Here is a 20,897-nt window from a genome sequence, read left to right on the forward strand (position 1 = left end):
CAACCCCACTATGCATTTTTCCCTTGCAATCTGGCACAACCCTGATTTATGTGCCCGGGCATAACCCCATTGAAATCTTTAAAACCCTGTTTTCACCCCCGAAAAGTGCCTTCTAAGAGCCAAAAACAAGCATTTTTTACCCATACCCCCTATAATAACAAACGCTTAGCAGGGTCAGACCCCCTTTGACGAACCCCCCACTAGGTAGTTTCACCTATTTACAGGACCCTATGGATGCTATATACAACCCCCTTGCACCACCCCTCATCGGATACAGCCTCGCCCCTCCCTGTAACCGACAGAGCGGAGCTATGCAATTCGGGGCCGGATTAGGCTTAAAACTGAACACTTAAAACTTAAAACTTTAATGAACCTAACCCTCCTATTCGACGGCACATGGAACGACCCCCAGGACCGCACCAACGTGTTCCGCCTGTGCACCAGCCTGGCAGACCACGCCAGGGACCGGGGCCGCCAGCCCGCACGTTCCGGGACCGGTTCAGCCGCCCGGTCTCCATCCACATGATCGGGGTCTGGGACACGGTGGGGGCCCTGGGCATCCCCGGCACCCAGATCTCGGAAAAAGGCAGATACGCCTGGCACGACACCCAGCTGTCCGGCATTGTCCGCCACGCCTGCCAGGCCATGGCCCTGGACGAACACCGAAGCCCCTATGACGTGGTGCTGTGGACCCATCCCACAGGCCGCAAAAAATCTATTCCGAATGGAACGACCCCCAGGACCGCACCAACGTGTTCCGCCTGTGACCTGGCATCACGCCAGGGACCGGGGCCCTCTTTTACGACCCCGGTGTCGGCACCAACCCGCTCACCCGCCTGCGGGGCGGCCTGTTCGGCTATGGCCTGAGCCGCAACCTGCGTCAGGGCTATGACTGGCTGGCCCGGCATTATGCCGACGGGGACCGCATCTTCATCTTCGGGTTCAGCCGGGGCGCATACACGGCCCGCAGCCTGGTGGGCCTGATCCGCAAATGCGGCCTGTTGCGCGTGTCCACCCCGGATCTGCTGGCCCGGGCTGAAACCATCTACAGAGACAAACAGATTGCCCCGGAAGACCCGGCAGCCCGCACGTTCCGGGACCGGTTCAGCCGTCTTGTCTCCATCCACATGATCGGGGTCTGGGACACGGTGGGGGCCCTGGGCATCCCCGGACCCAGATCTCGGAAAAGGCAGATACGCCTGGCACGACACCCAGCTGTCCGGCATTGTCCGCCACGCCTGCCAGGCCATGGCCCTGGACGAACACCGAAGCCCTATGACGTGTGCTGTGGACCCTCCACAGGCCGCAATCATCCCAGATCGATGTGGAACAGCGCTGGTTCACAGGTGCCCACGCCAATGTGGGCGGCGGATACGGGGACGACCCCCTGGCAGACCTGCCCCTGGCCTGGATCCAGAAAAAAGCCCTGGCCGCCGGCCTGGACCTGACTCCCTGCATCCCGCCGGCGGACCAGGCCCTGACCACAGCCCCCAGAGACTCGTTTGCCGAATTTTTAGGCGGAACCTACCAATGGTTCGCCAGACGGTTCAAACCCAACAACGGCCGCCATATCCGTAAATACGACACGGACCCGGACGGCAACCCGGCCATCAACGTCACAGTGGACCCTTCCGTGTGGGAGCGGTGGCACCGGGACCCGGCTTACCGGCCCCTGACACTGGTAAACAAAGGACTGAGCCCTTCAACCCCAAAACCTAAAACCCAAACCCCATGAACCTACTCATCACCGGCGCAGCCGGCTTCATCGGCTCCAACCTGGTCGAAGCCCTGCTCAAACAAAACCATACCGTGACCGGCCTGGACAATTTCTCCACCGGCCACCAGCGCAACCTGGACGAAGTTCAGACCCTGGTCACCCCGGCCCAGTGGGCCAACTTCACCTTCATCGAGGGGGACATCCGGGACCTGCCCACCTGCACCCGTGCCTGCGCCGGCATGGATGTGGTCCTGCACCAGGCGGCCCTGGGCAGCGTGCCCCGGTCCCTGGCCGACCCCATCACCACCAATGAAAACAACATCACCGGGTTCCTCAACATCCTGACCGCAGCCCGGGATGCCGGGGTCAACCGCCTGGTATATGCCGCCTCCAGCTCCACCTATGGGGACCACCCCGGCCTGCCCAAAAAAGAAGCTGTTATCGGCAGCCCCCTGTCCCCCTATGCCGTGACCAAGTATGTCAACGAACTCTACGCCGATGTATTTGCCCGGTGCTACGGGTTCCCCAGCATCGGCCTGCGCTACTTCAACATTTTCGGCCGCCGCCAGGACCCGGACGGGGCCTATGCCGCCGTGATCCCCAAATGGATCAAAGCTATGATCCACAACGAGCCGGTTTACATCAACGGGGACGGCGAGACCAGCCGGGACTTCTGCTACATTGAGAACGCGGTCCAGGCAAACCTCCTGGCCGCCTTCACCCAAAACCCGGAAGCTCTCAATCAGGTCTACAACGTGGCCGTGGGCGAACGCACCACCTTGAACCAGCTCTACGACACAAGGAAAACCCTGCTGGTCCCGGGCCACCCGCACCTGGCTGCGGCCAAACCCGAATACCGCGATTTCCGCCCCGGAGACGTCCGCCATTCTCTGGCTGACATCACCAAAGCCGGAACCCTGATGGGTTACGCCCCCACACACCGGATCGGGCAGGGCCTAACCGAAGCCATGACCTGGTATGAAGAAAAAAGTTAGGGGTCAGGCTTTCTCCCGGTTTGATATTTGAACAAAACCGGGTTATATTCAAAACACCAGCGCATTATCGTATTTTAAAGTGCAGAGTCTAAAACACAAAGACAAGGATTTTAATTATGGCGGCAACCGCGCAAAAAATATATGAAAAAGCGTTGAAGTTACCGGAACCGCTTGCAAAAGAAATCTTGGATTTTATTGGGTATATTGAAATGAAACATGGTTTGGAAGATACATGGACGGATGAATTGAAAAAAGCGCAGGAACCTGTAATGGACCAAGTCTGGAGCAGCAGCGAAGATGACGTCTGGAATGACTTGTAATCCCGGAGATATTGTCGGTCTGCCATTTCCATTTTCCGATTTGGCAAGCCGAAAAAAACGTCCTGTCCTTGTCCTGACTCAGGCAGATTATCGAGGGGATTTTATGGGTTTGGCCATTACCTCTGTTTTGACAGAGGATAATGCGGTAAGCATTGAATCCCTTGACATGAGAGATGGATTTCTGCCCAAGAAAAGCTGGGTCCGGTATGATAAAATTTTTACCTTAAGCACATCGACTGTGGTAAGGCGCTATGGGGCAGTCAAAGAGGATGTGTTTTCAGAGATAATCAACAACCTTTGTCAATATGTCGGCTGCAACGACTTCAAAATTTAACCCCCAGCACACAATACCCCCCCCCCAATAACAACAATAAGGCAAGCCTGACCCCCTTATGGAAAAAATAGCGATTATCGGCCTCGGCTATGTCGGCCTCCCCCTGGCCCGGCTCTTTGCCACCCGCTACCCCGTGGTGGGATACGACATCAACCAGACCCGCGTCACCGAACTGATGTCCGGCCACGACGCCACCCTGGAAGTGGAAGATGAGATCCTGCAGCAGGTCCTGGTCCACCAGGCCCCAGGCCCCCAGGCCCCGCCCAGCCCCGGCCTGTTCTGCACCACCGGCCTGGATGACATCAGACACTGCACCGTTTACATCATCACCGTCCCCACCCCCATCGACAAAAACAACCGCCCGGACCTGACGCCCCTGATCCGGGCCTCTGAGACCGTGGGCAACGTCATCTCCAAAGGGGACATCATCATTTATGAAAGCACGGTTTACCCCGGTGCCACCGAAGAAGACTGCATCCCGGTGGTGGAAAAAACCTCCGGCCTGACCTTTAACACCGACTTTTTTGCCGGCTACTCGCCTGAACGCATCAACCCGGGCGACAAAGAACACACGGTGGAGCACATCAAAAAGGTCACCTCCGGTTCCACCCCGGAAGCGGGCCAAAAAGTCGATGCCCTGTACCGCTCGGTCATCACGGCCGGCACCCACCTGGCCCCCACCATCAAGGTGGCGGAAGCCGCCAAGGTCATTGAAAACTCCCAGCGGGACATCAACATCGCCTTTGTCAACGAGCTGGCCAAAATTTTCAACCGCATGGACATCGACACCCATGCCGTGCTCCAGGCCGCCGGCACCAAATGGAACTTCCTGCCGTTCAAGCCGGGCCTTGTGGGCGGCCACTGCATCGGCGTGGACCCCTATTACCTGGCCCAGAAAGCCCAGGAAGTCGGCTACCACCCCGAAATCATCCTGGCCGGCCGCCGCATGAACGACAGCATGGGCGCCTACGTGGCCTCGGAAGTGGTCAAGCTCATGATCAAAAAAGGCATCCCGGTCAAGGGCGCCACCGCCCTGATGCTGGGCATCACGTTCAAGGAAAACTGCCCGGACATCCGCAACACCCGGGCCATTGACATCGTTCACGAACTGGCTGACTTCGGCATGACCGTGGACGTGTACGACCCCTGGGCTTCCCCGTCCGAAGTCATGCACGAATACGGCATCCAGAACATGATCCAGAGCCCGGAAAACAGCGGCTACAGCGCCATCATCCTGGCCGTGGCCCACAGACAGTTCCTGGAAATCGACCTGAACGCGCACAAACAAACCGGCACCCTCATCTACGATGTCAAAGGCATTCTGGACAAATCCCTCACTGATGGACGCTTATAACTCAGCTCTGACCACGAATTCCATGAACTTACTTATCACAGGTGGCGCCGGCTTTATCGGTACAAATTTTGTTTACTACTGGATTGAAAAATATCCACAGGATCACATTGTTGTCCTTGATGCACTGACCTATGCCGGCAACCGGGACAACCTGGAACGGGCAGACAACCATCCCGGATTCACGTTCATCCACGGCAACATTCTGGATCAGCCCCTGGTGGAAAATCTCCTGGTGTCCCACCACATCGACACCATTGTCCACTTTGCGGCGGAATCCCACGTGGACCGCTCCATCCAGGGTCCGGACGCCTTCATCGAAACCAACATCGTGGGCACCCACACCCTGCTCAAGGCGGCCCGCAACATCTGGCTGGACAAAGACCCCCGGCCCGGCCACCGGTTCCACCACATCTCCACAGACGAGGTTTACGGCACCCTGAAGTCCGATGACCCGCCGTTTTCGGAAACCACGCCCTATGCCCCCAACTCCCCCTATGCCGCCAGCAAAGCCGCCTCCGACCACCTGGTCCGGGCGTACCACAAAACCTACGGCCTGAACACCACCATCAGCAACTGCTCCAACAACTACGGCCCGTTCCAGTTTACCGAAAAACTGATCCCGCTCATGATCACCAACATCCTGGCCGGCAAACCCATCCCCGTGTATGGCGACGGCCGGCAGATCCGGGACTGGCTGTACGTGGACGACCACAACCGCGGCATTGACCTGATCCTGAAAAAAGGCACTCCCGGCCAAGTGTACAACATCGGCGGCAGCAACGAACAGATCAATCTGGACATCGTTCACCAGGTGTGTGACCGGGTCCTTCACACATTTGAGCAAAACAAGACCCTGGCCCGGACATATCCGGACTGCCCATGTTCCAAAGGCATCCACCCCAACACCCTGATCACCCATGTCACGGACCGCCCCGGCCATGACCGCCGCTACGCCATCGATGCCGCCAAAATACAAACGGAACTCGGCTTCACCCCCAAAGAAACCTTTGAATCCGGCTTCCAAAAAACCCTCAACTGGTACTTAACCCAACCCCCCAAAACCTAAAATCCAAAACCCAATACCTATGTTATGAAAGCAATCATCCTCGCCGGCGGCTCCGGCACCCGTCTCTACCCCCTCACCATCGCAGGTTCCAAACAGCTCCTGCCGGTGTATGACAAGCCCATGATCTACTACCCCCTGTCGGTCCTGATGCTGGCCGGAATCCGGGATATTCTGCTGATCTCTGATCCTGAGGACCTGCCCCGGTTTCAGAAACTGCTCAAGGACGGCTCCCAGTGGGGGATTTCCATCTCCTATGCGGAACAGCCCAAACCCGAAGGACTAGCCCAGTCGTTCATTCTGGGAGAATCGTTTATCGGATCTGATTCCGTGTGCCTGATTCTCGGGGACAACCTGTTTTACGGCCAGGGGTTCCAGCCCATGCTTCAAAAATGCACCCAGCTCACCAAGGGCGGGATTGTGTTCGGCTACTGGGTCAATGACCCGTCGCGGTATGGGGTGGTGGATTTTGATGAAACCGGCCGGGTGCTGAGCATCGTGGAAAAGCCTGCCCATCCCAAATCCAATTTTGCCGTGCCCGGGCTTTATTTTTATGACAATGACGTGGTGGAGATTGCCCATTCAGTGAAGCCGTCCCTCAGAGGGGAGTTTGAAATCACGGATATCAACAATGTGTATCTGGCCCGGGGCACGCTCAAAGTGCAGTTGCTGGGCCGCGGGTTTGCCTGGCTGGACACCGGCACCCATCAATCCCTCCTGGAAGCCGGCACCTTTATCGAAACCATTGAAAAACGCCAGGGGCTCAAGGTGGGGTGTGTGGAGGAAGTGGCCCTGCGCAAGGGCTATATCACCATAGAACAGCTGGAAAAACTGGCAGCCCCGCTTTTGAAAAACGGATATGGGAAATATCTGATGCAGCTGGGGAAGAGTTCATCAGTGGATAGGATTCTTAATCCATTATGATCAGCAAATTATCCGTCAATGCTCAAACGAATGTTCGAGGCCATCATGACAGTGGAGATGGGAATGATAAAATCAAGTAAAGGCGTAGTCCATTTTCCTTTTGGCGGCTCTTTGTTGGCAGTTAGCAAAGGTTAAAAGCAGTGATATACTATATCTACATATTTTTTACCATCATCTTAACGTGCTATGGGCAGCTGGTTTTGAAATGGCGCATCCCCATGCATGGAGCCCTTCCGGATTCTTTCTGGCCGAAACTGTTCCACCTTTTTTCGCTCTTTTTCGATCCATTCATACTCTCCAGTTTTGTAGCAGCGTTTATGGCAGCCCTGTGCTATATGGCTGCATTATCAAAATTGCCTTTGAGCCATGCCTATCCCTTTATGGGCATCACTTTTGGAATCGTTCTTCTGGGCAGCGCTCTGCTTTTCAATGAACCATTGAACGGGTATAAGGTTGCAGGTGTGTTGTTGATTATTGCCGGAATTGCAGTTGGAAGTCAGGGCGCCTGAAACATACCGGAGGAAAATGCAGAAAAAAATAGCCATACTTCAATCAAATTATATTCCATGGAAAGGGTATTTTGACCTTATCGCAGCTGTGGATGAGTTTATTTTATATGATGATATGCAGTACACACGCCGGGACTGGCGGAACCGGAACAAAATCAAGACACCCCAGGGTACTACGTGGCTGACCGTTCCTGTCAAAGTGAAAGGCAAGTATCATCAGGCTATCCGTGAAACGGAGATCGATGGGACTGACTGGGCCGAATCACATTGGAAAACGTTAAGGCAGCATTATCGGCGTGCATCATATTATGATGAGGTGTCTGTAATCTTGGAACCATTCTATAGGCAGAATAGCTCCAGCCATTTGTCTGATTTGAATCGGACCCTGATTGAAGTGGTGTGCAGATACCTGGGGATCACGACCAAAATCAGCAACTCATGGGATTATCAATTGATCGAAGGAAAAACTGAACGGATTGTAGACCTGTGCCTGCAGACAGGCGGCACAGAATATGTTTCCGGACCATCGGCCCAAGGGTATATCCAGGAAGAAGTGTTTAAGGAATATGGTATAGTGCTCTCCTGGTTTGATTATGACGGTTATCCGGAATACCCCCAGCTTTGGGGGGAATTTGTTCATGGGGTAACCATTCTGGATTTGTTGTTCAACTGCGGCAAAGAATCGCCAAAATATATGAGATTTGTCAAGTAATGAAACTGTCTATTGTTTCCACGTTATACCAATCAGCCCCTTATATAGAAGAATTTTGCTCTCGTGCTGCAACCGCAGCCCGGGAAGTGGCCGGAGAAGATTATGAAATTATCCTTGTCAATGACGGCTCTCCGGACAACAGTTTGGAAATAGCGGTTAGTTCGACCCACTCGGATCCACATATAGTTGTGGTGGATCTTTCACGGAACTTTGGGCATCACAAAGCCATGATGACAGGCCTTTCACATTCACAAGGAGATTTCGTATTCTTGATTGACAGTGATTTGGAAGAGGAACCGGAATGGCTGCTGAGTTTTTTCACAAAGATGGAGAAAGAAAAATGTGATGTGATTTTCGGTGTTCAGGAAAATCGAAAAGGCAATTTGTGTGAGAGGTGGAGCGGCTCTCTTTTTTATCTCTTGTTCAATAGACTTACCGGGCTGAATTTGTCGAAAAATATTGTGACAACACGCTTGATGTCCCAGCGTTATGTTCAGGCATTGATCCAGCACCAGGAAAGAGAATTGATGATCGCGGGTCTATGGCACCTAACAGGATTTAAACAGGTGTCTGAAATTGTAAAAAAACATAATTCAAGCAAAACAAGTTATACGTTTCATCGCAAAATTTCATTGCTTGTTAACTCTATCACTGCCTTCAGCAATGTACCACTGAAAGGAATTTTTTATACAGGATTTATTATTTCTTTATTTGCGTTGATTTACGTATTGTATCTAATATTCAACAAAATATTTCTGGCAACCCCCTTAAGTGGCTGGACATCCGTGATGGCATCTGTCTGGTTGTTGGGGGGATTGATTATTTCGTTTGTTGGCATTGTCGGCATGTATATTTCAAAAGTGTTTATTGAAACAAAACAAAGACCGTATACGATAATTCGAGATATTTATGGAAAAAAATGAATCAATAATAAGAGATGTGGCAAAGTACTATTCATCAAAACTGGCTGAACATGGAGAAACTCCCCAAGGGGTCGACTGGAATGGAGAATATGGTCAATTATTACGGTTTGTTCAGTTGTGTAAAATCGTTGATGAAAGTAAAGAATTTTCTTTAAACGATTTAGGGTGTGGGTATGGTGCCTTGTTTGACCACCTCAATCAAAATTATCCTAACTTTATGTATTATGGTTACGATATTTCAGAAACGATGATCCTTTCAGCCCAAAAAAAATTTGAAAAAGAAATGAATGCTGAATTTTTCATTGATGCTGAACCATCTAAATTAGCGGATTATAGTATCGCCAGTGGTATATTCAATGTTCGTTTCGGTTACAGTGACGACGAGTGGTGGGACTATATAGTGAAAGCCATTGATTCACTGAATAAATCGTGTCGATTCGGTTTTGCCTTTAATTGCCTGACATCCTATTCGGACAAGGATAAAATGCGGGAAGATCTTTACTATGCAGATCCCTGCAAAATATTTGATATCTGTAAAAAACGTTATTCACGACACGTTGCACTTCTTCACGATTATGAACTTTATGAATTTTCAATTCTGGTAAGGAAGGGCAGATGAAAAAATCTCTGGTAATTTTCGGAATGGGAGATATCGCACAACTGGCCTATTACTATTTCTCAACTGATTCAGATTATATTGTATCTGCATTTACACTTGATAAAGATTATATGACCTCCGATACTTTTTGTAATTTACCGGTAGTGCCTTTCGACAAAGTAAGGAAACATTATCCGCCGGAAAATTATGATATGTTCATTGCAATCAGTTATTCTCAACTGAATCGGATTCGAAAAGAAAAATATTTTGCTGCAAAGGCGATGGGTTATCGGCTGGCCAGCTATATCAGTTCCCACGCAACAGTGCTCAATGATGGTAAAATTGGTGACAATTGTTTTATATTTGAAGACAATACGATTCAGCCATTTGTTTCCATCGGTAACAATGTCACTTTATGGAGTGGAAATCATATTGGCCATCATTCAACAATCTATGATCACTGCTTTCTGGCATCCCATATTGTTGTATCTGGTGGCGTTGAAATCGGTGAATCTTGTTTTATCGGCGTCAATGCAACCCTTAGAGATCACATAAAGGTTGGAGAAAAATGTATCCTTGGCGCGGGAACACTTCTTTTGAAGGATGCTGAAAAAGAGGGGTTGTATGTCGGACAAGCGACTGAGAGATCATCGAAAAGAAGCACGATGTTAAAAAAGATCTGAGAAAGCGGAGGCAGTTATGAAGTGGAAGAAGCTGGGAAAAATTTTTTGCCCAGATGGAAAGATTTCTTGGATGAGATCCCATGCATCTGTTCCTATAGCAGAACATATTGAAGGAGATTTTTTTCGAATTTATTTCAGTGCAAGAGATTTGATGAACAGGTCGTATACAGGGTATGTGTTAATTGATATCAACAACCCTTTTTTTATAGAAGATGTCTCGACCAATCCCGTTCTATTTCCAGGCGAATTAGGTGAATTTGATGATAGTGGGGCTATGGCAACTTGGCTTGTTAAAACGGATAATAAAAATTTTTTGTATTACATTGGTTGGAACTTAGGTGTCACTGTTCCTTTTAGAAATTCTATCGGCTTAGCTTATAAAAATGATGCAGGCAGATATATTCGATATTGTCCAGGTCCAATTATGGATAGATCAATGCAGGAACCTCATTTTTGTGCAAGCTGTAGTGTGATATTGCATGAGGATTTATGGCACATGTGGTATCTTTCATGTACAGATTGGTATATTCAAGAAAGTATACCGCAACATAGATATCATATTAAATATGCTTATTCATTCGATGGAATTCATTGGGTAAGAAAAGGACATGTGTCAATAGATTATTCCAATGATGAAGAATCCGCAATTTCCCGCCCCTCTGTGCTTAATGAAAATGGGTTATGGAAAATGTGGTTTTCTTACAGGGGCAGATCATATCGTATTGGATATGCAGAATCCCACGATGGGAAAAATTGGACTCGAAAAGACCATTTAGCAGGAATTGATGTGTCTAAAGATGGATGGGATTCGGAAATGATTGAATATCCATTTGTTTTTGATCACAAAGGTGAAAGATTCATGCTGTATAATGGAAATGGTTATGGAAAGACAGGCTTTGGTTTGGCAGTTTTGGAAAATGATTGAACTTTAAAAGTATTGATAGATGACAATACCCTTCTACAAACCTTACATCGCCGGCAAAGAGCTGTACCACATCGCCCAGGCAGTAGAACTGGGCAACATCTCCGGCGACGGCCATTTCACGCAAAAATGCTGCAACCTGATGGAAACAAAGTTCCAGGCTAATAAGGTGATGCTCACCCATTCCTGCACCGCAGCCCTGGAAATGGCGGCCATCCTGTGTGATATCCAGCCGGGAGATGAGGTGATCATGCCTTCGTTCACTTTTGTTTCTACGGCCAATGCCTTTGCCCTGCGCGGGGCAACGATCCGGTTTGCCGATATAAGACCTGATACCCTGAACCTGGATGAAAAACTGATTGAACCGCTGATCACAGAAAAGACCAAAGCCATTGTGCCCGTGCATTATGCCGGGGTGGGCTGTGACATGGATGCCATCATGGCCATTGCAGACCGATACCGGCTCCTGGTGGTGGAGGATGCGGCCCAGGGGGTGAACTCCACATATAACGGCAGATATCTTGGCACCATCGGCCATCTGGGCACCTACAGCTTTCATGAGACCAAAAATTTCATCTCCGGTGAGGGCGGGGCTCTGGTAATCAATGACGAGCAATTCATCGAGCGGGCCGAGATCATCCGGGTCCGGGGCACCAACCGGTGTGCGTTCTTCAGGGGTGAGGTGGACCATTACACCTGGGTGGATGTGGGATCCTCCTATCTGATGTCGGATCTGCTCTCGGCATTTCTGTATGCCCAGCTGGAGAACATGGACCAGATCAATCAACGTCGCAACGACATCTGGAAGTTTTATCACCAGGCCCTGGTGCCGCTGGCCAATGACGGCAGACTCCGGCTGCCCTATATCCCGCCGTGCTGTGACAGCAACAGCCATCTGTTTTATATCATCCTGCCGGATGAAGCCACCCGGGATGCATTGATGGGGTATCTGAAAGAACGCCGGATTCATGCGGTATTTCATTATGTGCCCCTGCATACCTCGGATGTGGGGCTGTCAACGGGATACCGGCCGGGGCAGCTGCCCGTGACCGAATCCATGAGCGGCCGGCTGCTGCGGCTGCCGTTTTATTACGAGTTGACCCGGGAGCAGCAGGAGGGCATTGTCGATACCATTTTCAGGTTTTTTTAATGATAGGGGAGTTTTATGTGTTAATTATTGGTGATAGAATAAGTATGTATTGTTGATGAAATGGGAGGTTTTATGATGGAAATGATCACTAAACAATATATCGTTGATGAAAATAATCGAAAGATAGCCGTTCAAATCCCCATAAAAGATTTCGAAAAAATTGAACAGCTGCTTGAGGATTATGCATTGTTTCATCTGATGAAAGATAACCAGGGGGAAGAATTGATGAATCAGAAAGATGCTGAAACATATTACAAACAACTGGTTAAAAACAGTTGAAGGTAAAATACAGAAAAAAATTTTTAAAAGAACTGTCTCTGATTCCAGCTCCACAAAGAATAAAAATCGAACAGTTCGTTTTTAAAACACTTCCTGCTGCAGAATCTCTCCATCAACTTGGGGTGATAGAACAGATGAAAGGCTATCCCCTGTGTTTTAAAGTTCGGTTTGGAAAGTACAGGATAGGATTGAGGATGGAAGGAGATGCTGTTGTTTTGGAAAAAGCATTGCACAGAAAAGACATTTATCGACATTTTCCCTGACCAAAACGCCGACAGCAGACCATTGTCGATACCATCTTCAGGTTTTTCCATGACAGATAATATCCCTTTTAACAAACCGTTCATCGCAGGCAAGGAACTCTACTACATGGCCCAGGCCATCCTGGGGGGCCGCAGTGCCGGGGACGGGCCGTTCACCAAAAAGTGCCAGCGGTTCATCCAAACCTATCTGGGCACCCCCAAGGCCCTGCTCACCCAGTCTTATGCATCGGCCCTGGATATGGCAGCCATGCTCTGTGAAGCCGGCCCAGGAGATGAGGTGATCATGCCCTCGTTTGCCTTTGTGTCCGTGGCCAACGCGTTTCACATGCAGGGAGCCACGCCCGTGTTCGTGGATATCCGGCCCCATACCCTGAACCTGGATGCCGATCAGGTGGCCCGGGCAGTGACTGACCGGACCAGGGTGATTGTCACCCCCCACTATGCCGGTATCGGCTGTGACATGGAGAAGATTCTGGAGATTGCCCGGCACCACGGCCTGCTGGTGGTGGAGGATGCGGCCAACGGGTTCGGTGCCCGGTATGGAGGTACTGACGGCAAATGCCTGGGCACCATGGGGGATCTGGGGATTCTGAGCTTTCATGAGACCAACAATGTCATCTGCGGGGAAGGCGGTGCCCTGCTGATCAACAATGAGCGGTTCTATGAAAAAGCGGAAATCATCCGGGAAAAAGGCACCAACCGAAGCAAATTCTTCCGGGGCGAGGTGGACAAATATACCTGGGTGGATATCGGATCATCGTTTCTGCCCTCGGATCTGGTGGCCGCGTTCCTGTTTGCCCAGCTGGAAATGGCCGACACCATAATTGCTGCCCGGTCTCGGCTGTTTGCACAATATATTGAAGGGTTGCAGGAATTGGCGGATAAAGGATTCATCCGGCTGCCCCACTGCCATGAAGACCCAGCCGGCAACAGCCATATCATGTATGTGATCACCCGGTCCAGGGATGAGCGGGATCAGCTTGTGGCATATTTAAAGGACCGGGGAATCTATGCAGTGATTCATTTCAGCCCGCTGCATTTGTCGCCCATGGGTGCAAAATATGGCCGGGTGTTTGGAGATATGACCAATACAAGGGATGCCGGTGAGAGGTTGCTGCGTTTGCCTTTGTATTATGATATGACAGATGAACAGGTTGATGGGGTGGTGGGAAAACTATCGTTTTTTTTTGAAGAGACTGATGAAAAATCCAGCAGATAATTCTATTAGATTTGAGCAATTACATCAAACAGGATTTGTTTATGCATAAAGATAGCTCTGAATTTGGGTCAGTTATGAAGCGTGGTGTAATGGTAAACCCAAAATGGTTTTTAGTATTCATCCTGTTGCTGAATCTTTTTTTGGCATTATATTCTACGCCAATCACAAATTATGGGGATGCTGGTTCCTATATTGGCTTCGGCAAGTTATTATCGGGAGAGGGCCAAGGTGATTTTGCACATAGATCGCCTTTATACCCCCTCATTCTGGCTGTATTCATGTCTGTTATTCCACAGGCAATTTTCTTTAAATTTATTGTATTTTTTCAATATTTCTTGGTTGGTCTCACAACGTGGCTGGTATGTCTTATTTTCAAGCCTCTGTTTGATCGAAAAGAATGGGCTATGCTTGTGGGGTTATGCTTCAATCTTTCTTTATCAACCATCTATTATGCAAATATTTTTTTAACGGAGATACTTACCGTCTTTTTACTTTGTTTGTCCCTTTATATTTTATTTAAAATTTATGACAAATATTCCATAAGGAACGCTGTTTTACTGGGGTTAGTATTAGGGCTTTTGTCGCTGGCCAGATTTAACACGGTACCTTTAATTGTTCCCTTTCTCTTGTTATTACTTGTATTATTCATACACCAAAAAATACCTTTTTCGAAAAGTGCTGGCATTTTGGTGTCGTTTTTTGCCACTTGTTTAATAGTTATTAATATCTGGTGCTATTATAATTTTGTAACACACGAATTTTATGGTTTGTTTCCGGGATCTGGAAGTAACGTTCCCAGAAATGCCGTTGTTGCCTCAATAAGACCCGACGATGCAGTATCTGAAGAAAACAGGGTTATCCTTGATATTTTTTTAAGGGCAAGGCAATCGTATCTATCCGAACAATATTCAGCCCCTAAGGGGAGTCTCTCTTCCTTTGATAAATGGGGGTTACTCGATGACTTGTACAGCGGTTATGCCATATATGGCAGGGCGATGCCCGATCTTAAAAAACATCTCAATTTAACGGATGATGTAAATGAGAGTGCAATGGGTCAATGGCTGGTAAATTTCTATAATGAAATCTACAACCAAAACAAAGCGTTTATCATGAAAATGCGGTTTCTTTCTTTTCTTTCCAGTTTCCGAGCTTCCGCCAGTGCACTACCTGGCGAATTTGGAAAAATCAATACCAATATTTTGCCGGCATATTTATTCAAAATTTTCAAGCTATTTGTTCTATTAGTATCAATGTTTGTATTTTTTTCCTTTTTTATATTTATATTTCAAGCATTAAAAGATAAGTCCGGATTTAATTTCAGGTTGTTTGTTTTGTTTATTATTGTTTTCTCGTTCTGGGGAATCAATTTTTATTTTGTGACTGGAGCAGATGCAAACAGGTTCAAATTTCCAGCAGAACCTCTGATTTTCGGTTTATTTGTTTACTACTTTCATAAAGGGACCTTCTGGTTATCCCGGAAATGCTATCCCAAAAAAATCTTGATCTCCACGAATAAAACAAGACCCTGATCCCGACACGAAAGGAAACCAATGAAAGTCATCATCCTATGCGGCGGCATGGGCACCCGCCTTCGGGAAGAAACCGAATTCAAGCCCAAACCCATGGTGGAGGTCGGCGGCAAGCCCATTCTCTGGCATATCATGAAACACTATGCCCATTTCGGGTACAAGGAGTTTGTGCTGGCCCTGGGCTACAAAGGCGACATCATCCGGGATTATTTTCTGAACTTCTACAACTACAACAGTGATTTCACGGTGGACCTGTCCAACAACGGCCATGTGCAGGTCCACAATGCCTGCATCAAGGAGGATTGGAAAATCACCCTGGTGGAGACCGGGGACAACAGCATGACCGGTTACCGCACCCGCCTGTGCAGCCAATACATCACCGAAGACCGGTTCATGCTCACCTACGGCGATGCGGTCAGCAACGTGAACATCAAAGAACTGGTGGATTTTCATACCCGGATGGACACCATCGGCACTGTGACAGGGGTGTTTCCCCCTTCCCGGTTCGGCGACCTTGTGGTAAAAGGAGATATGGTCGAAAAATTCAAACAGCAGTTAAAGGATGTGGAATGTCAGCCCCCTATCAACGGCGGGTATTTTGTATTCCAAAAAGCGTTTTTCGACTGCATCCCGGATGATCCGTCCATCAACCTGGAAAACGAGCCCTTTGACGATCTGGTCCCCAGAGACCAGCTTTCAGTATTCCGGCACAAAGGATTCTGGCAGTGCATGGATACCTACCGGGACAACCAGCTGCTGGAAAAACTCTGGCAGAAAAATCCTCCCTGGAAAATATGGTAAATCTAAGAAATTCGAGTACAGAAGGAAAAAAAATGAAAATACTGATTACCGGGAATACAGGTTATATCGGACCGGTTTTAGTCCGGCATTTGCGCAAGGCACTGCCAGATGCAGAGCTGATTGGTTTTGACAGTGGGTTTTTTACCCATTGCCTTACAGCGGTCCAATATATGCCTGAGTTTGATTTAAATGCGCAATATTGGGGAGATATTCGGAATTTTCCGGACGAACTGCTGAAAGGCGTGGATGCCGTGGTTCACCTGTGTGCCGTTTCCAATGATCCAATGGGAAATCGGTTTGAAAGCGTCACCCGGGATATCAATTTTGAAGCAAGCAGAAATCTGGCCCTTTCCGCCAAAAAACAGGGGGTCAAGGCATTTGTGTTTGCATCAAGCTGCAGCATGTATGGATATGCGGAAGGCGGGCCCCGGAAAGAATCAGATCCGTTGAATCCCTTGACCGCCTATGCCAGATCAAAAGTGGCAGTTGAAAAAGAACTGGAAAAGCTCGGCAGCACGGATTTTGCGGTTACATCTTTGCGGTTCTCTACTGCCTGCGGCATGTCCCGGCGGTTACGCCTGGATCTGGTTCTTAATGATTTTGTGGCCTGTGCGGTTGCGGCAGGCGAGATTACTGTGCTCAGCGATGGCACACCATGGCGGCCGCTGATTGATGTGAAAGATATGTCCCGTGCCATTGACTGGGGTATTAGTCGAAAGCCTGACATGGGAGGCGCATTTCTGGCCGTGAATGTCGGCTGCAGTGAATGGAATTACCAGGTAAAAGATCTGGCCGAGGCAGTCGCAAAATCAGTTCCCGGTACAAAAGTTTCCATAAACACGAATGCACAGCCGGACAAACGATCTTATCAAGTGGATTTTTCACAATTTGCAGAATTGGCCCCGGACTATCAACCACAAGTCACCCTTCAACAGAGCATCGAAGAGTTGAGAGAAGGTCTGGAGCAGATGGGCTTTGCAGACAAAAATTTTCGTGAATCTCAATTCATGCGGCTGAAGATGCTGGACACTCACATCGCAGAAAATGTTTTAAATGAGCAGTTATTTTGGAAAAACCGACATCACTTCAACTCTATTATTTCATCCTCAAACATGATATCAAAGCCCGGACAAAACGGACCCGGCTTCGAGAAGTCACAGGAGAGCAGTGGTTTTTTTCACAATGTAATTGCAGGAAAAACGGAGGATGTCTGGAATGACATATAAACCATATACCGGGAAAATATTTTTAGTATCATTCCCATTTTCAGAAAATTCTCCGGCGGAAAAAAGGCCGGTTCTGGCAATCAGCGAGCCCGATGAATATGGCGATATCGATTTTTTATTTATTACAACTAAAAACGCAGCTCAGCGAAGAATGACAATCGATCTTCCTGATGGGCTTTTGAAATATGACAGCCGGATACACTGCGATAAAAAATTTATATTTCATCAAAACAATATTATTAAAGAACTGGCTTCGATCGACCACAGCCTGCTTAAAGTGATATTTGATAAAGCTGCTGAATCAAACACGGTTCATTATTATCAGAGCATTCACCTGCCGGATCAGAAAAAGGAATTTGTGCCGCAAAAAAGCCGGATAAATTATGCGGGTCGTGTATTTGATGAGCAGGAAATGATCTATCTGACAGACAGCGCGCTGGAGTTCTGGCTTACTGCGGGAAAATATGCCCAGCGGTTTGAAAAAGAATTTTCCCGGATATTGAATGTCAAATATTGTTCCCTGGTCAATTCCGGATCTTCTGCCAATCTGCTGGCCCTTATGGCCCTGACCTCTCCTAAACTGAAAGAACGGCGGCTTTGCCCCGGAGACGAGGTGATCACCGTGGCTGCCGGATTCCCCACCACCATTGCCCCTGTTTTGCAGGCCGGTGCCGTGCCCGTGTTTGTGGATGTCCGCCTGCCGGATGCCAATGCGGATGTTGATCTGCTGCATCAGGCCTTGAGCAAAAAAACAAAAGCCGTCATCCTGGCACATACCCTTGGTTTTCCCTTTGACCTGCAAAAGATCAAAGGTTTCTGTGATGATAACGGCCTGTGGCTGATAGAGGACAATTGCGATGCACTGGGATCACGTGTTCAAATAAACGGTCAATGGCATTATACCGGTACTGTCGGTCACATAGGAACCTCCAGTTTTTATCCCCCCCACCACATCACCATGGGAGAGGGCGGTGCCGTGTATACCAATGATCTGGCACTCAAACGAATTGTGGAATCGTTCCGGGACTGGGGCCGGGACTGCTGGTGCGCCTCCGGCCATGACAATTCCTGTAACAAAAGGTTTGACCAGCAGTTCGGCACACTCCCCTTTGGCTATGATCACAAGTTCGTCTATTCCCATTTCGGTTACAATTTAAAGGTAACGGACATGCAGGCGGCAGTCGGCTGCGCCCAGCTGGAAAAACTGGAACAGTTCACCCGACAGCGCCAGGCCAATCATCAGCGGCTGCATGAGGGACTCAAACACTTATTCCAAGTTTTTCATCTGCCCCAAATACCCGAAAACACAGATCCCAGCCCCTTTGGATTTCTGCTCACAGTAAAAAAAGATGCCGGATTTTTCCGCAACGAGATCACTGCCCATCTGGAGAAGCACAATATCCAGACCCGAAACCTCTTTGCCGGAAATATCACCCGGCATCCCTGTTTTGACCTTCTGGAGCAGGGAAAATCATTCCGCATTGCAGGAGAACTGACAAACACGGATACCATCATGCACCACGCCTTCTGGGTAGGGGTATATCCCGGCATGACCCCGGACATGATTGACTACATGGTTCAGGCCATCCATGAGTTCGTCCAGTCGCGGTAAGGAAGCAAATCAATGCAGATAAAACAACTGTCTTTAAGCGGCATTCATGAGATTACCCTCAGCCCCTTTGCAGATGAAAGGGGCTGTTTCATGCGGGTGTTTGACCGGGAAATTTTCAAACAGGCAAACCTGCCCTGGAACTGGGTCCAGGAAAATGTATCCATCAACAAAAAAAAAGGCATTCTCCGGGGCCTGCATTTTATCCTGCCCCCGCACACTGACGGCAAACTGATCCGATGTTCTAAGGGCAGAATCTGGGATGTGGTGGTGGATCTACGGAAAGACTCCCCCACAGAGGGACAGCACCTGGCCTTTGAATTACGTGAAGATGAGTTCAAATGGATCTATATCCCCAAAGGATTTGCCCATGGGTTCTGCACCCTGGCCGACAACAGTGAACTGGTCTACAAACATGACGCGTTTTATCATCAGCCATCGGATTCCGGGATTCTGTGGTCTGATCCGGAACTGAATATCAACTGGCCGGTGGAAGATCCCCTGATGTCGGAAAAAGATCAAAATCTCATGACTTTTACCGCGTTTAAATCAAACCATGGCGGTTTATAACGCCATTTAAAAGCTATTAAAGGAACATATTGAAAAAAATGGATATCAGATTGTTCAAGCCCAGTGTGGGCAAAGAAGAACTGGAAAACCTGAAGGCCGTGTTTGACCGGGCCTGGCTGGGGCTGGGCCCCATGGTTTCACAATTTGAAGATGAATGGTGCCGGTATATCGGATGCAAAATATCCATCGGTGTGAATTCCGCCACAGCGGCCCTGCACCTGGCCCTCACGGCATTTCAATTTCCTGCCGGTAAAAAAGTGCTGGTGCCGGCCATCACATTCACCTCCACTGCCTCGGTGGTACTATACAATCGCTTGACCCCGGTGTTTGTGGATGTGGACCCGGATACCACGGTCATGGATATGGATGACCTGAGATCAAAAATCGATCCGGATTGTGTGGCGGTCATACCGGTTCATAATGCTGGATATCCCGTTCCCATGAATGAGCTGATGGCTTTGGCGGATCAACACCATTTAAAGGTGATTGAAGACTGCGCCCATTGTGCGGGCGGTTCTTATAAAGGAAAAAAACTGGGCACCTGGGGGCATATCGGCTGTTTCAGTTTTGAGGAAAAAAAATGCATGACCACCGGGGACGGGGGCATGATCTGTTCTGATGATCCGGAACTGATCGAGCCTCTGCGGGCTTACCGCTGGGTGGGAATCGACAAGGACACCTGGCGGCGGGCGGAATCCGCCAAAGGCAGGCAGGAGAATGAAGCCCTGCACTGGCATTATGAAATTTCGGTGCTGGGATACAAGTACAACATGAACGATATCATGGCAGCCATCGGCCTTGCCCAGCTCAAAAAGCTGGATGCCATGAATGCCCGCAGGCGGGCTATTATCGGCAAATACCTGGACGGGATAAAAGACATTCCGGCAATTTCGCCCTATACCAAGTACAGCATTGAAGGCCATGAAGCATACTGGTTTTTCGGTATCCGGTGCAAACAGCGGGATGAAATGATTATTCATCTCAAAAACAACGGTATTGCCACAGGGGTTCATTTTTATCCATTGCCCCTGCATCCGCTTTTCAAACCGTATGACAATGGCTGTCCAATGGCAAAAAATATCTGGAAAACCTTTATTACCCTGCCGTCCCATGTGGATCTAAAGGATGATGAAATTGCATATGTGATCGAGAATTTGCAAGGGTTTTTCAAATGAAAACCGGCTTCTGAGCCCTTTA

25 protein-coding genes and 1 pseudogene are annotated in these 20,897 nt (G+C 49.0%); 25 read left to right on the plus strand and 1 reads right to left on the minus strand.

What is annotated here, in order from left to right:
* Window positions 1-367 precede the first annotated feature (367 nt).
* From DPO_RS25885 to DPO_RS20755, 18 genes and pseudogenes are all read left to right on the plus strand, one after another.
* Window positions 368-526, plus strand: coding sequence for a DUF2235 domain-containing protein (locus tag DPO_RS25885; RefSeq protein WP_201765657.1), 159 nt, complete (start codon window positions 368-370; stop codon window positions 524-526).
* Complete coding sequence (locus DPO_RS25890; protein ID WP_006968324.1) at window positions 523-867, plus strand: phospholipase effector Tle1 domain-containing protein; 345 nt, start codon at window positions 523-525, stop codon at window positions 865-867. Before DPO_RS25885 ends, DPO_RS25890 begins: the two co-directional genes overlap by 4 nt.
* Window positions 849-1,133 (plus strand): annotated as a pseudogene (locus DPO_RS26510) (phospholipase effector Tle1 domain-containing protein); the annotation flags it as partial. The gene DPO_RS25890 and the pseudogene DPO_RS26510, both read left to right, overlap by 19 nt.
* 149 nt (window positions 1,134-1,282) lie before the next feature.
* Window positions 1,283-1,735 (plus strand): phospholipase effector Tle1 domain-containing protein, encoded by a 453-nt coding sequence (locus tag DPO_RS26515; RefSeq protein WP_006968325.1) that lies wholly within the window; start codon window positions 1,283-1,285, stop codon window positions 1,733-1,735.
* On the plus strand, window positions 1,732-2,712 hold the full coding sequence (locus DPO_RS20690) for an SDR family oxidoreductase (RefSeq protein WP_006968326.1): 981 nt from the start codon (window positions 1,732-1,734) through the stop codon (window positions 2,710-2,712). Before DPO_RS26515 ends, DPO_RS20690 begins: the two co-directional genes overlap by 4 nt.
* Window positions 2,713-2,828: 116 nt before the next feature.
* On the plus strand, window positions 2,829-3,032 hold the full coding sequence (locus DPO_RS20695) for a hypothetical protein (RefSeq protein WP_006968327.1): 204 nt from the start codon (window positions 2,829-2,831) through the stop codon (window positions 3,030-3,032).
* The gene (locus DPO_RS20700) at window positions 3,010-3,366 is read left to right on the plus strand and encodes a type II toxin-antitoxin system PemK/MazF family toxin (protein ID WP_083912110.1); all 357 of its coding nucleotides are present in this window, start codon (window positions 3,010-3,012) and stop codon (window positions 3,364-3,366) included. Before DPO_RS20695 ends, DPO_RS20700 begins: the two co-directional genes overlap by 23 nt.
* A 58-nt stretch (window positions 3,367-3,424) precedes the next feature.
* Window positions 3,425-4,720 carry a nucleotide sugar dehydrogenase gene (locus tag DPO_RS20705; protein WP_006968329.1) on the plus strand — a complete coding sequence of 432 codons (1,296 nt, stop codon included), beginning with the start codon at window positions 3,425-3,427 and terminating at the stop codon, window positions 4,718-4,720.
* Window positions 4,721-4,742: 22 nt separating this feature from the next.
* Window positions 4,743-5,786 (plus strand): dTDP-glucose 4,6-dehydratase, encoded by a 1,044-nt coding sequence (rfbB, locus tag DPO_RS20710; RefSeq protein WP_040012173.1) that lies wholly within the window; start codon window positions 4,743-4,745, stop codon window positions 5,784-5,786.
* A 24-nt stretch (window positions 5,787-5,810) separates the two neighbouring features.
* Window positions 5,811-6,707: a glucose-1-phosphate thymidylyltransferase RfbA gene (gene rfbA, locus DPO_RS20715; RefSeq protein ID WP_006968331.1), complete on the plus strand. Its 897-nt coding sequence runs from the start codon at window positions 5,811-5,813 to the stop codon at window positions 6,705-6,707.
* A gap of 200 nt (window positions 6,708-6,907) precedes the next feature.
* Window positions 6,908-7,216, plus strand: coding sequence for an EamA family transporter (locus tag DPO_RS20720; protein WP_236610013.1), 309 nt, complete (start codon window positions 6,908-6,910; stop codon window positions 7,214-7,216).
* Window positions 7,217-7,232: 16 nt separating this feature from the next.
* On the plus strand, window positions 7,233-7,928 hold the full coding sequence (locus tag DPO_RS20725) for a WbqC family protein (protein WP_006968333.1): 696 nt from the start codon (window positions 7,233-7,235) through the stop codon (window positions 7,926-7,928).
* Complete coding sequence (locus DPO_RS20730; RefSeq protein ID WP_006968334.1) at window positions 7,928-8,851, plus strand: glycosyltransferase family 2 protein; 924 nt, start codon at window positions 7,928-7,930, stop codon at window positions 8,849-8,851. The genes DPO_RS20725 and DPO_RS20730 overlap by 1 nt, the downstream gene beginning before the upstream one ends.
* The gene (locus tag DPO_RS20735) at window positions 8,838-9,470 is read left to right on the plus strand and encodes a class I SAM-dependent methyltransferase (RefSeq protein WP_006968335.1); all 633 of its coding nucleotides are present in this window, start codon (window positions 8,838-8,840) and stop codon (window positions 9,468-9,470) included. The genes DPO_RS20730 and DPO_RS20735 overlap by 14 nt, the downstream gene beginning before the upstream one ends.
* Entirely contained in the window at window positions 9,467-10,132 is a 666-nt protein-coding gene (locus DPO_RS20740; protein WP_006968336.1) for an acetyltransferase, read from the plus strand. The genes DPO_RS20735 and DPO_RS20740 overlap by 4 nt, the downstream gene beginning before the upstream one ends.
* Before the next feature lie 16 nt (window positions 10,133-10,148).
* A complete protein-coding gene (locus DPO_RS20745) occupies window positions 10,149-11,057 on the plus strand; it encodes a glycoside hydrolase family protein (RefSeq protein WP_006968337.1) in 909 nt (302 codons plus the stop codon).
* 19 nt (window positions 11,058-11,076) lie between these two features.
* Window positions 11,077-12,204, plus strand: coding sequence for a dTDP-4-amino-4,6-dideoxygalactose transaminase (gene rffA, locus DPO_RS20750; protein WP_006968338.1), 1,128 nt, complete (start codon window positions 11,077-11,079; stop codon window positions 12,202-12,204).
* A gap of 72 nt (window positions 12,205-12,276) precedes the next feature.
* The gene (locus DPO_RS20755) at window positions 12,277-12,483 is read left to right on the plus strand and encodes a hypothetical protein (protein ID WP_006968339.1); all 207 of its coding nucleotides are present in this window, start codon (window positions 12,277-12,279) and stop codon (window positions 12,481-12,483) included.
* A 23-nt stretch (window positions 12,484-12,506) separates the two neighbouring features.
* On the opposite strand, the gene DPO_RS25345 is transcribed toward DPO_RS20755, so the two are convergent.
* A complete protein-coding gene (locus DPO_RS25345; RefSeq protein ID WP_040012174.1) occupies window positions 12,507-12,797 on the minus strand; it encodes a hypothetical protein in 291 nt (96 codons plus the stop codon).
* On the opposite strand from DPO_RS25345, the gene rffA (DPO_RS20765) reads away from it, so the two are divergent.
* From rffA (DPO_RS20765) to DPO_RS20795, 7 genes are read left to right on the plus strand one after another with little or no spacing between them, the layout of a single operon-like run.
* The gene (rffA, locus tag DPO_RS20765) at window positions 12,796-13,965 is read left to right on the plus strand and encodes a dTDP-4-amino-4,6-dideoxygalactose transaminase (protein ID WP_040012175.1); all 1,170 of its coding nucleotides are present in this window, start codon (window positions 12,796-12,798) and stop codon (window positions 13,963-13,965) included. The two genes, DPO_RS25345 and rffA (DPO_RS20765), sit on opposite strands and share 2 nt — an antisense overlap.
* 41 nt (window positions 13,966-14,006) lie before the next feature.
* Entirely contained in the window at window positions 14,007-15,494 is a 1,488-nt protein-coding gene (locus DPO_RS20770) for a glycosyltransferase family 39 protein (RefSeq protein ID WP_006968341.1), read from the plus strand.
* Between the two features lie 21 nt (window positions 15,495-15,515).
* On the plus strand, window positions 15,516-16,295 hold the full coding sequence (gene rfbF, locus DPO_RS20775) for a glucose-1-phosphate cytidylyltransferase (protein WP_006968342.1): 780 nt from the start codon (window positions 15,516-15,518) through the stop codon (window positions 16,293-16,295).
* A gap of 32 nt (window positions 16,296-16,327) precedes the next feature.
* On the plus strand, window positions 16,328-17,521 hold the full coding sequence (locus DPO_RS20780; RefSeq protein ID WP_006968343.1) for an NAD-dependent epimerase/dehydratase family protein: 1,194 nt from the start codon (window positions 16,328-16,330) through the stop codon (window positions 17,519-17,521).
* Complete coding sequence (gene rfbH, locus DPO_RS20785; RefSeq protein ID WP_006968344.1) at window positions 17,511-19,133, plus strand: lipopolysaccharide biosynthesis protein RfbH; 1,623 nt, start codon at window positions 17,511-17,513, stop codon at window positions 19,131-19,133. The genes DPO_RS20780 and rfbH overlap by 11 nt, the downstream gene beginning before the upstream one ends.
* A gap of 12 nt (window positions 19,134-19,145) precedes the next feature.
* Window positions 19,146-19,700, plus strand: coding sequence for a dTDP-4-dehydrorhamnose 3,5-epimerase (gene rfbC / locus DPO_RS20790; protein WP_006968345.1), 555 nt, complete (start codon window positions 19,146-19,148; stop codon window positions 19,698-19,700).
* Window positions 19,701-19,738: 38 nt separating this feature from the next.
* On the plus strand, window positions 19,739-20,875 hold the full coding sequence (locus tag DPO_RS20795; RefSeq protein ID WP_006968346.1) for a DegT/DnrJ/EryC1/StrS family aminotransferase: 1,137 nt from the start codon (window positions 19,739-19,741) through the stop codon (window positions 20,873-20,875).
* Window positions 20,876-20,897 lie beyond the last annotated feature (22 nt).

The sequence above is a fragment of the Desulfotignum phosphitoxidans DSM 13687 genome (assembly GCF_000350545.1).
In the GTDB taxonomy this organism is placed as follows: Bacteria; Desulfobacterota; Desulfobacteria; order Desulfobacterales; family Desulfobacteraceae; genus Desulfotignum; species Desulfotignum phosphitoxidans.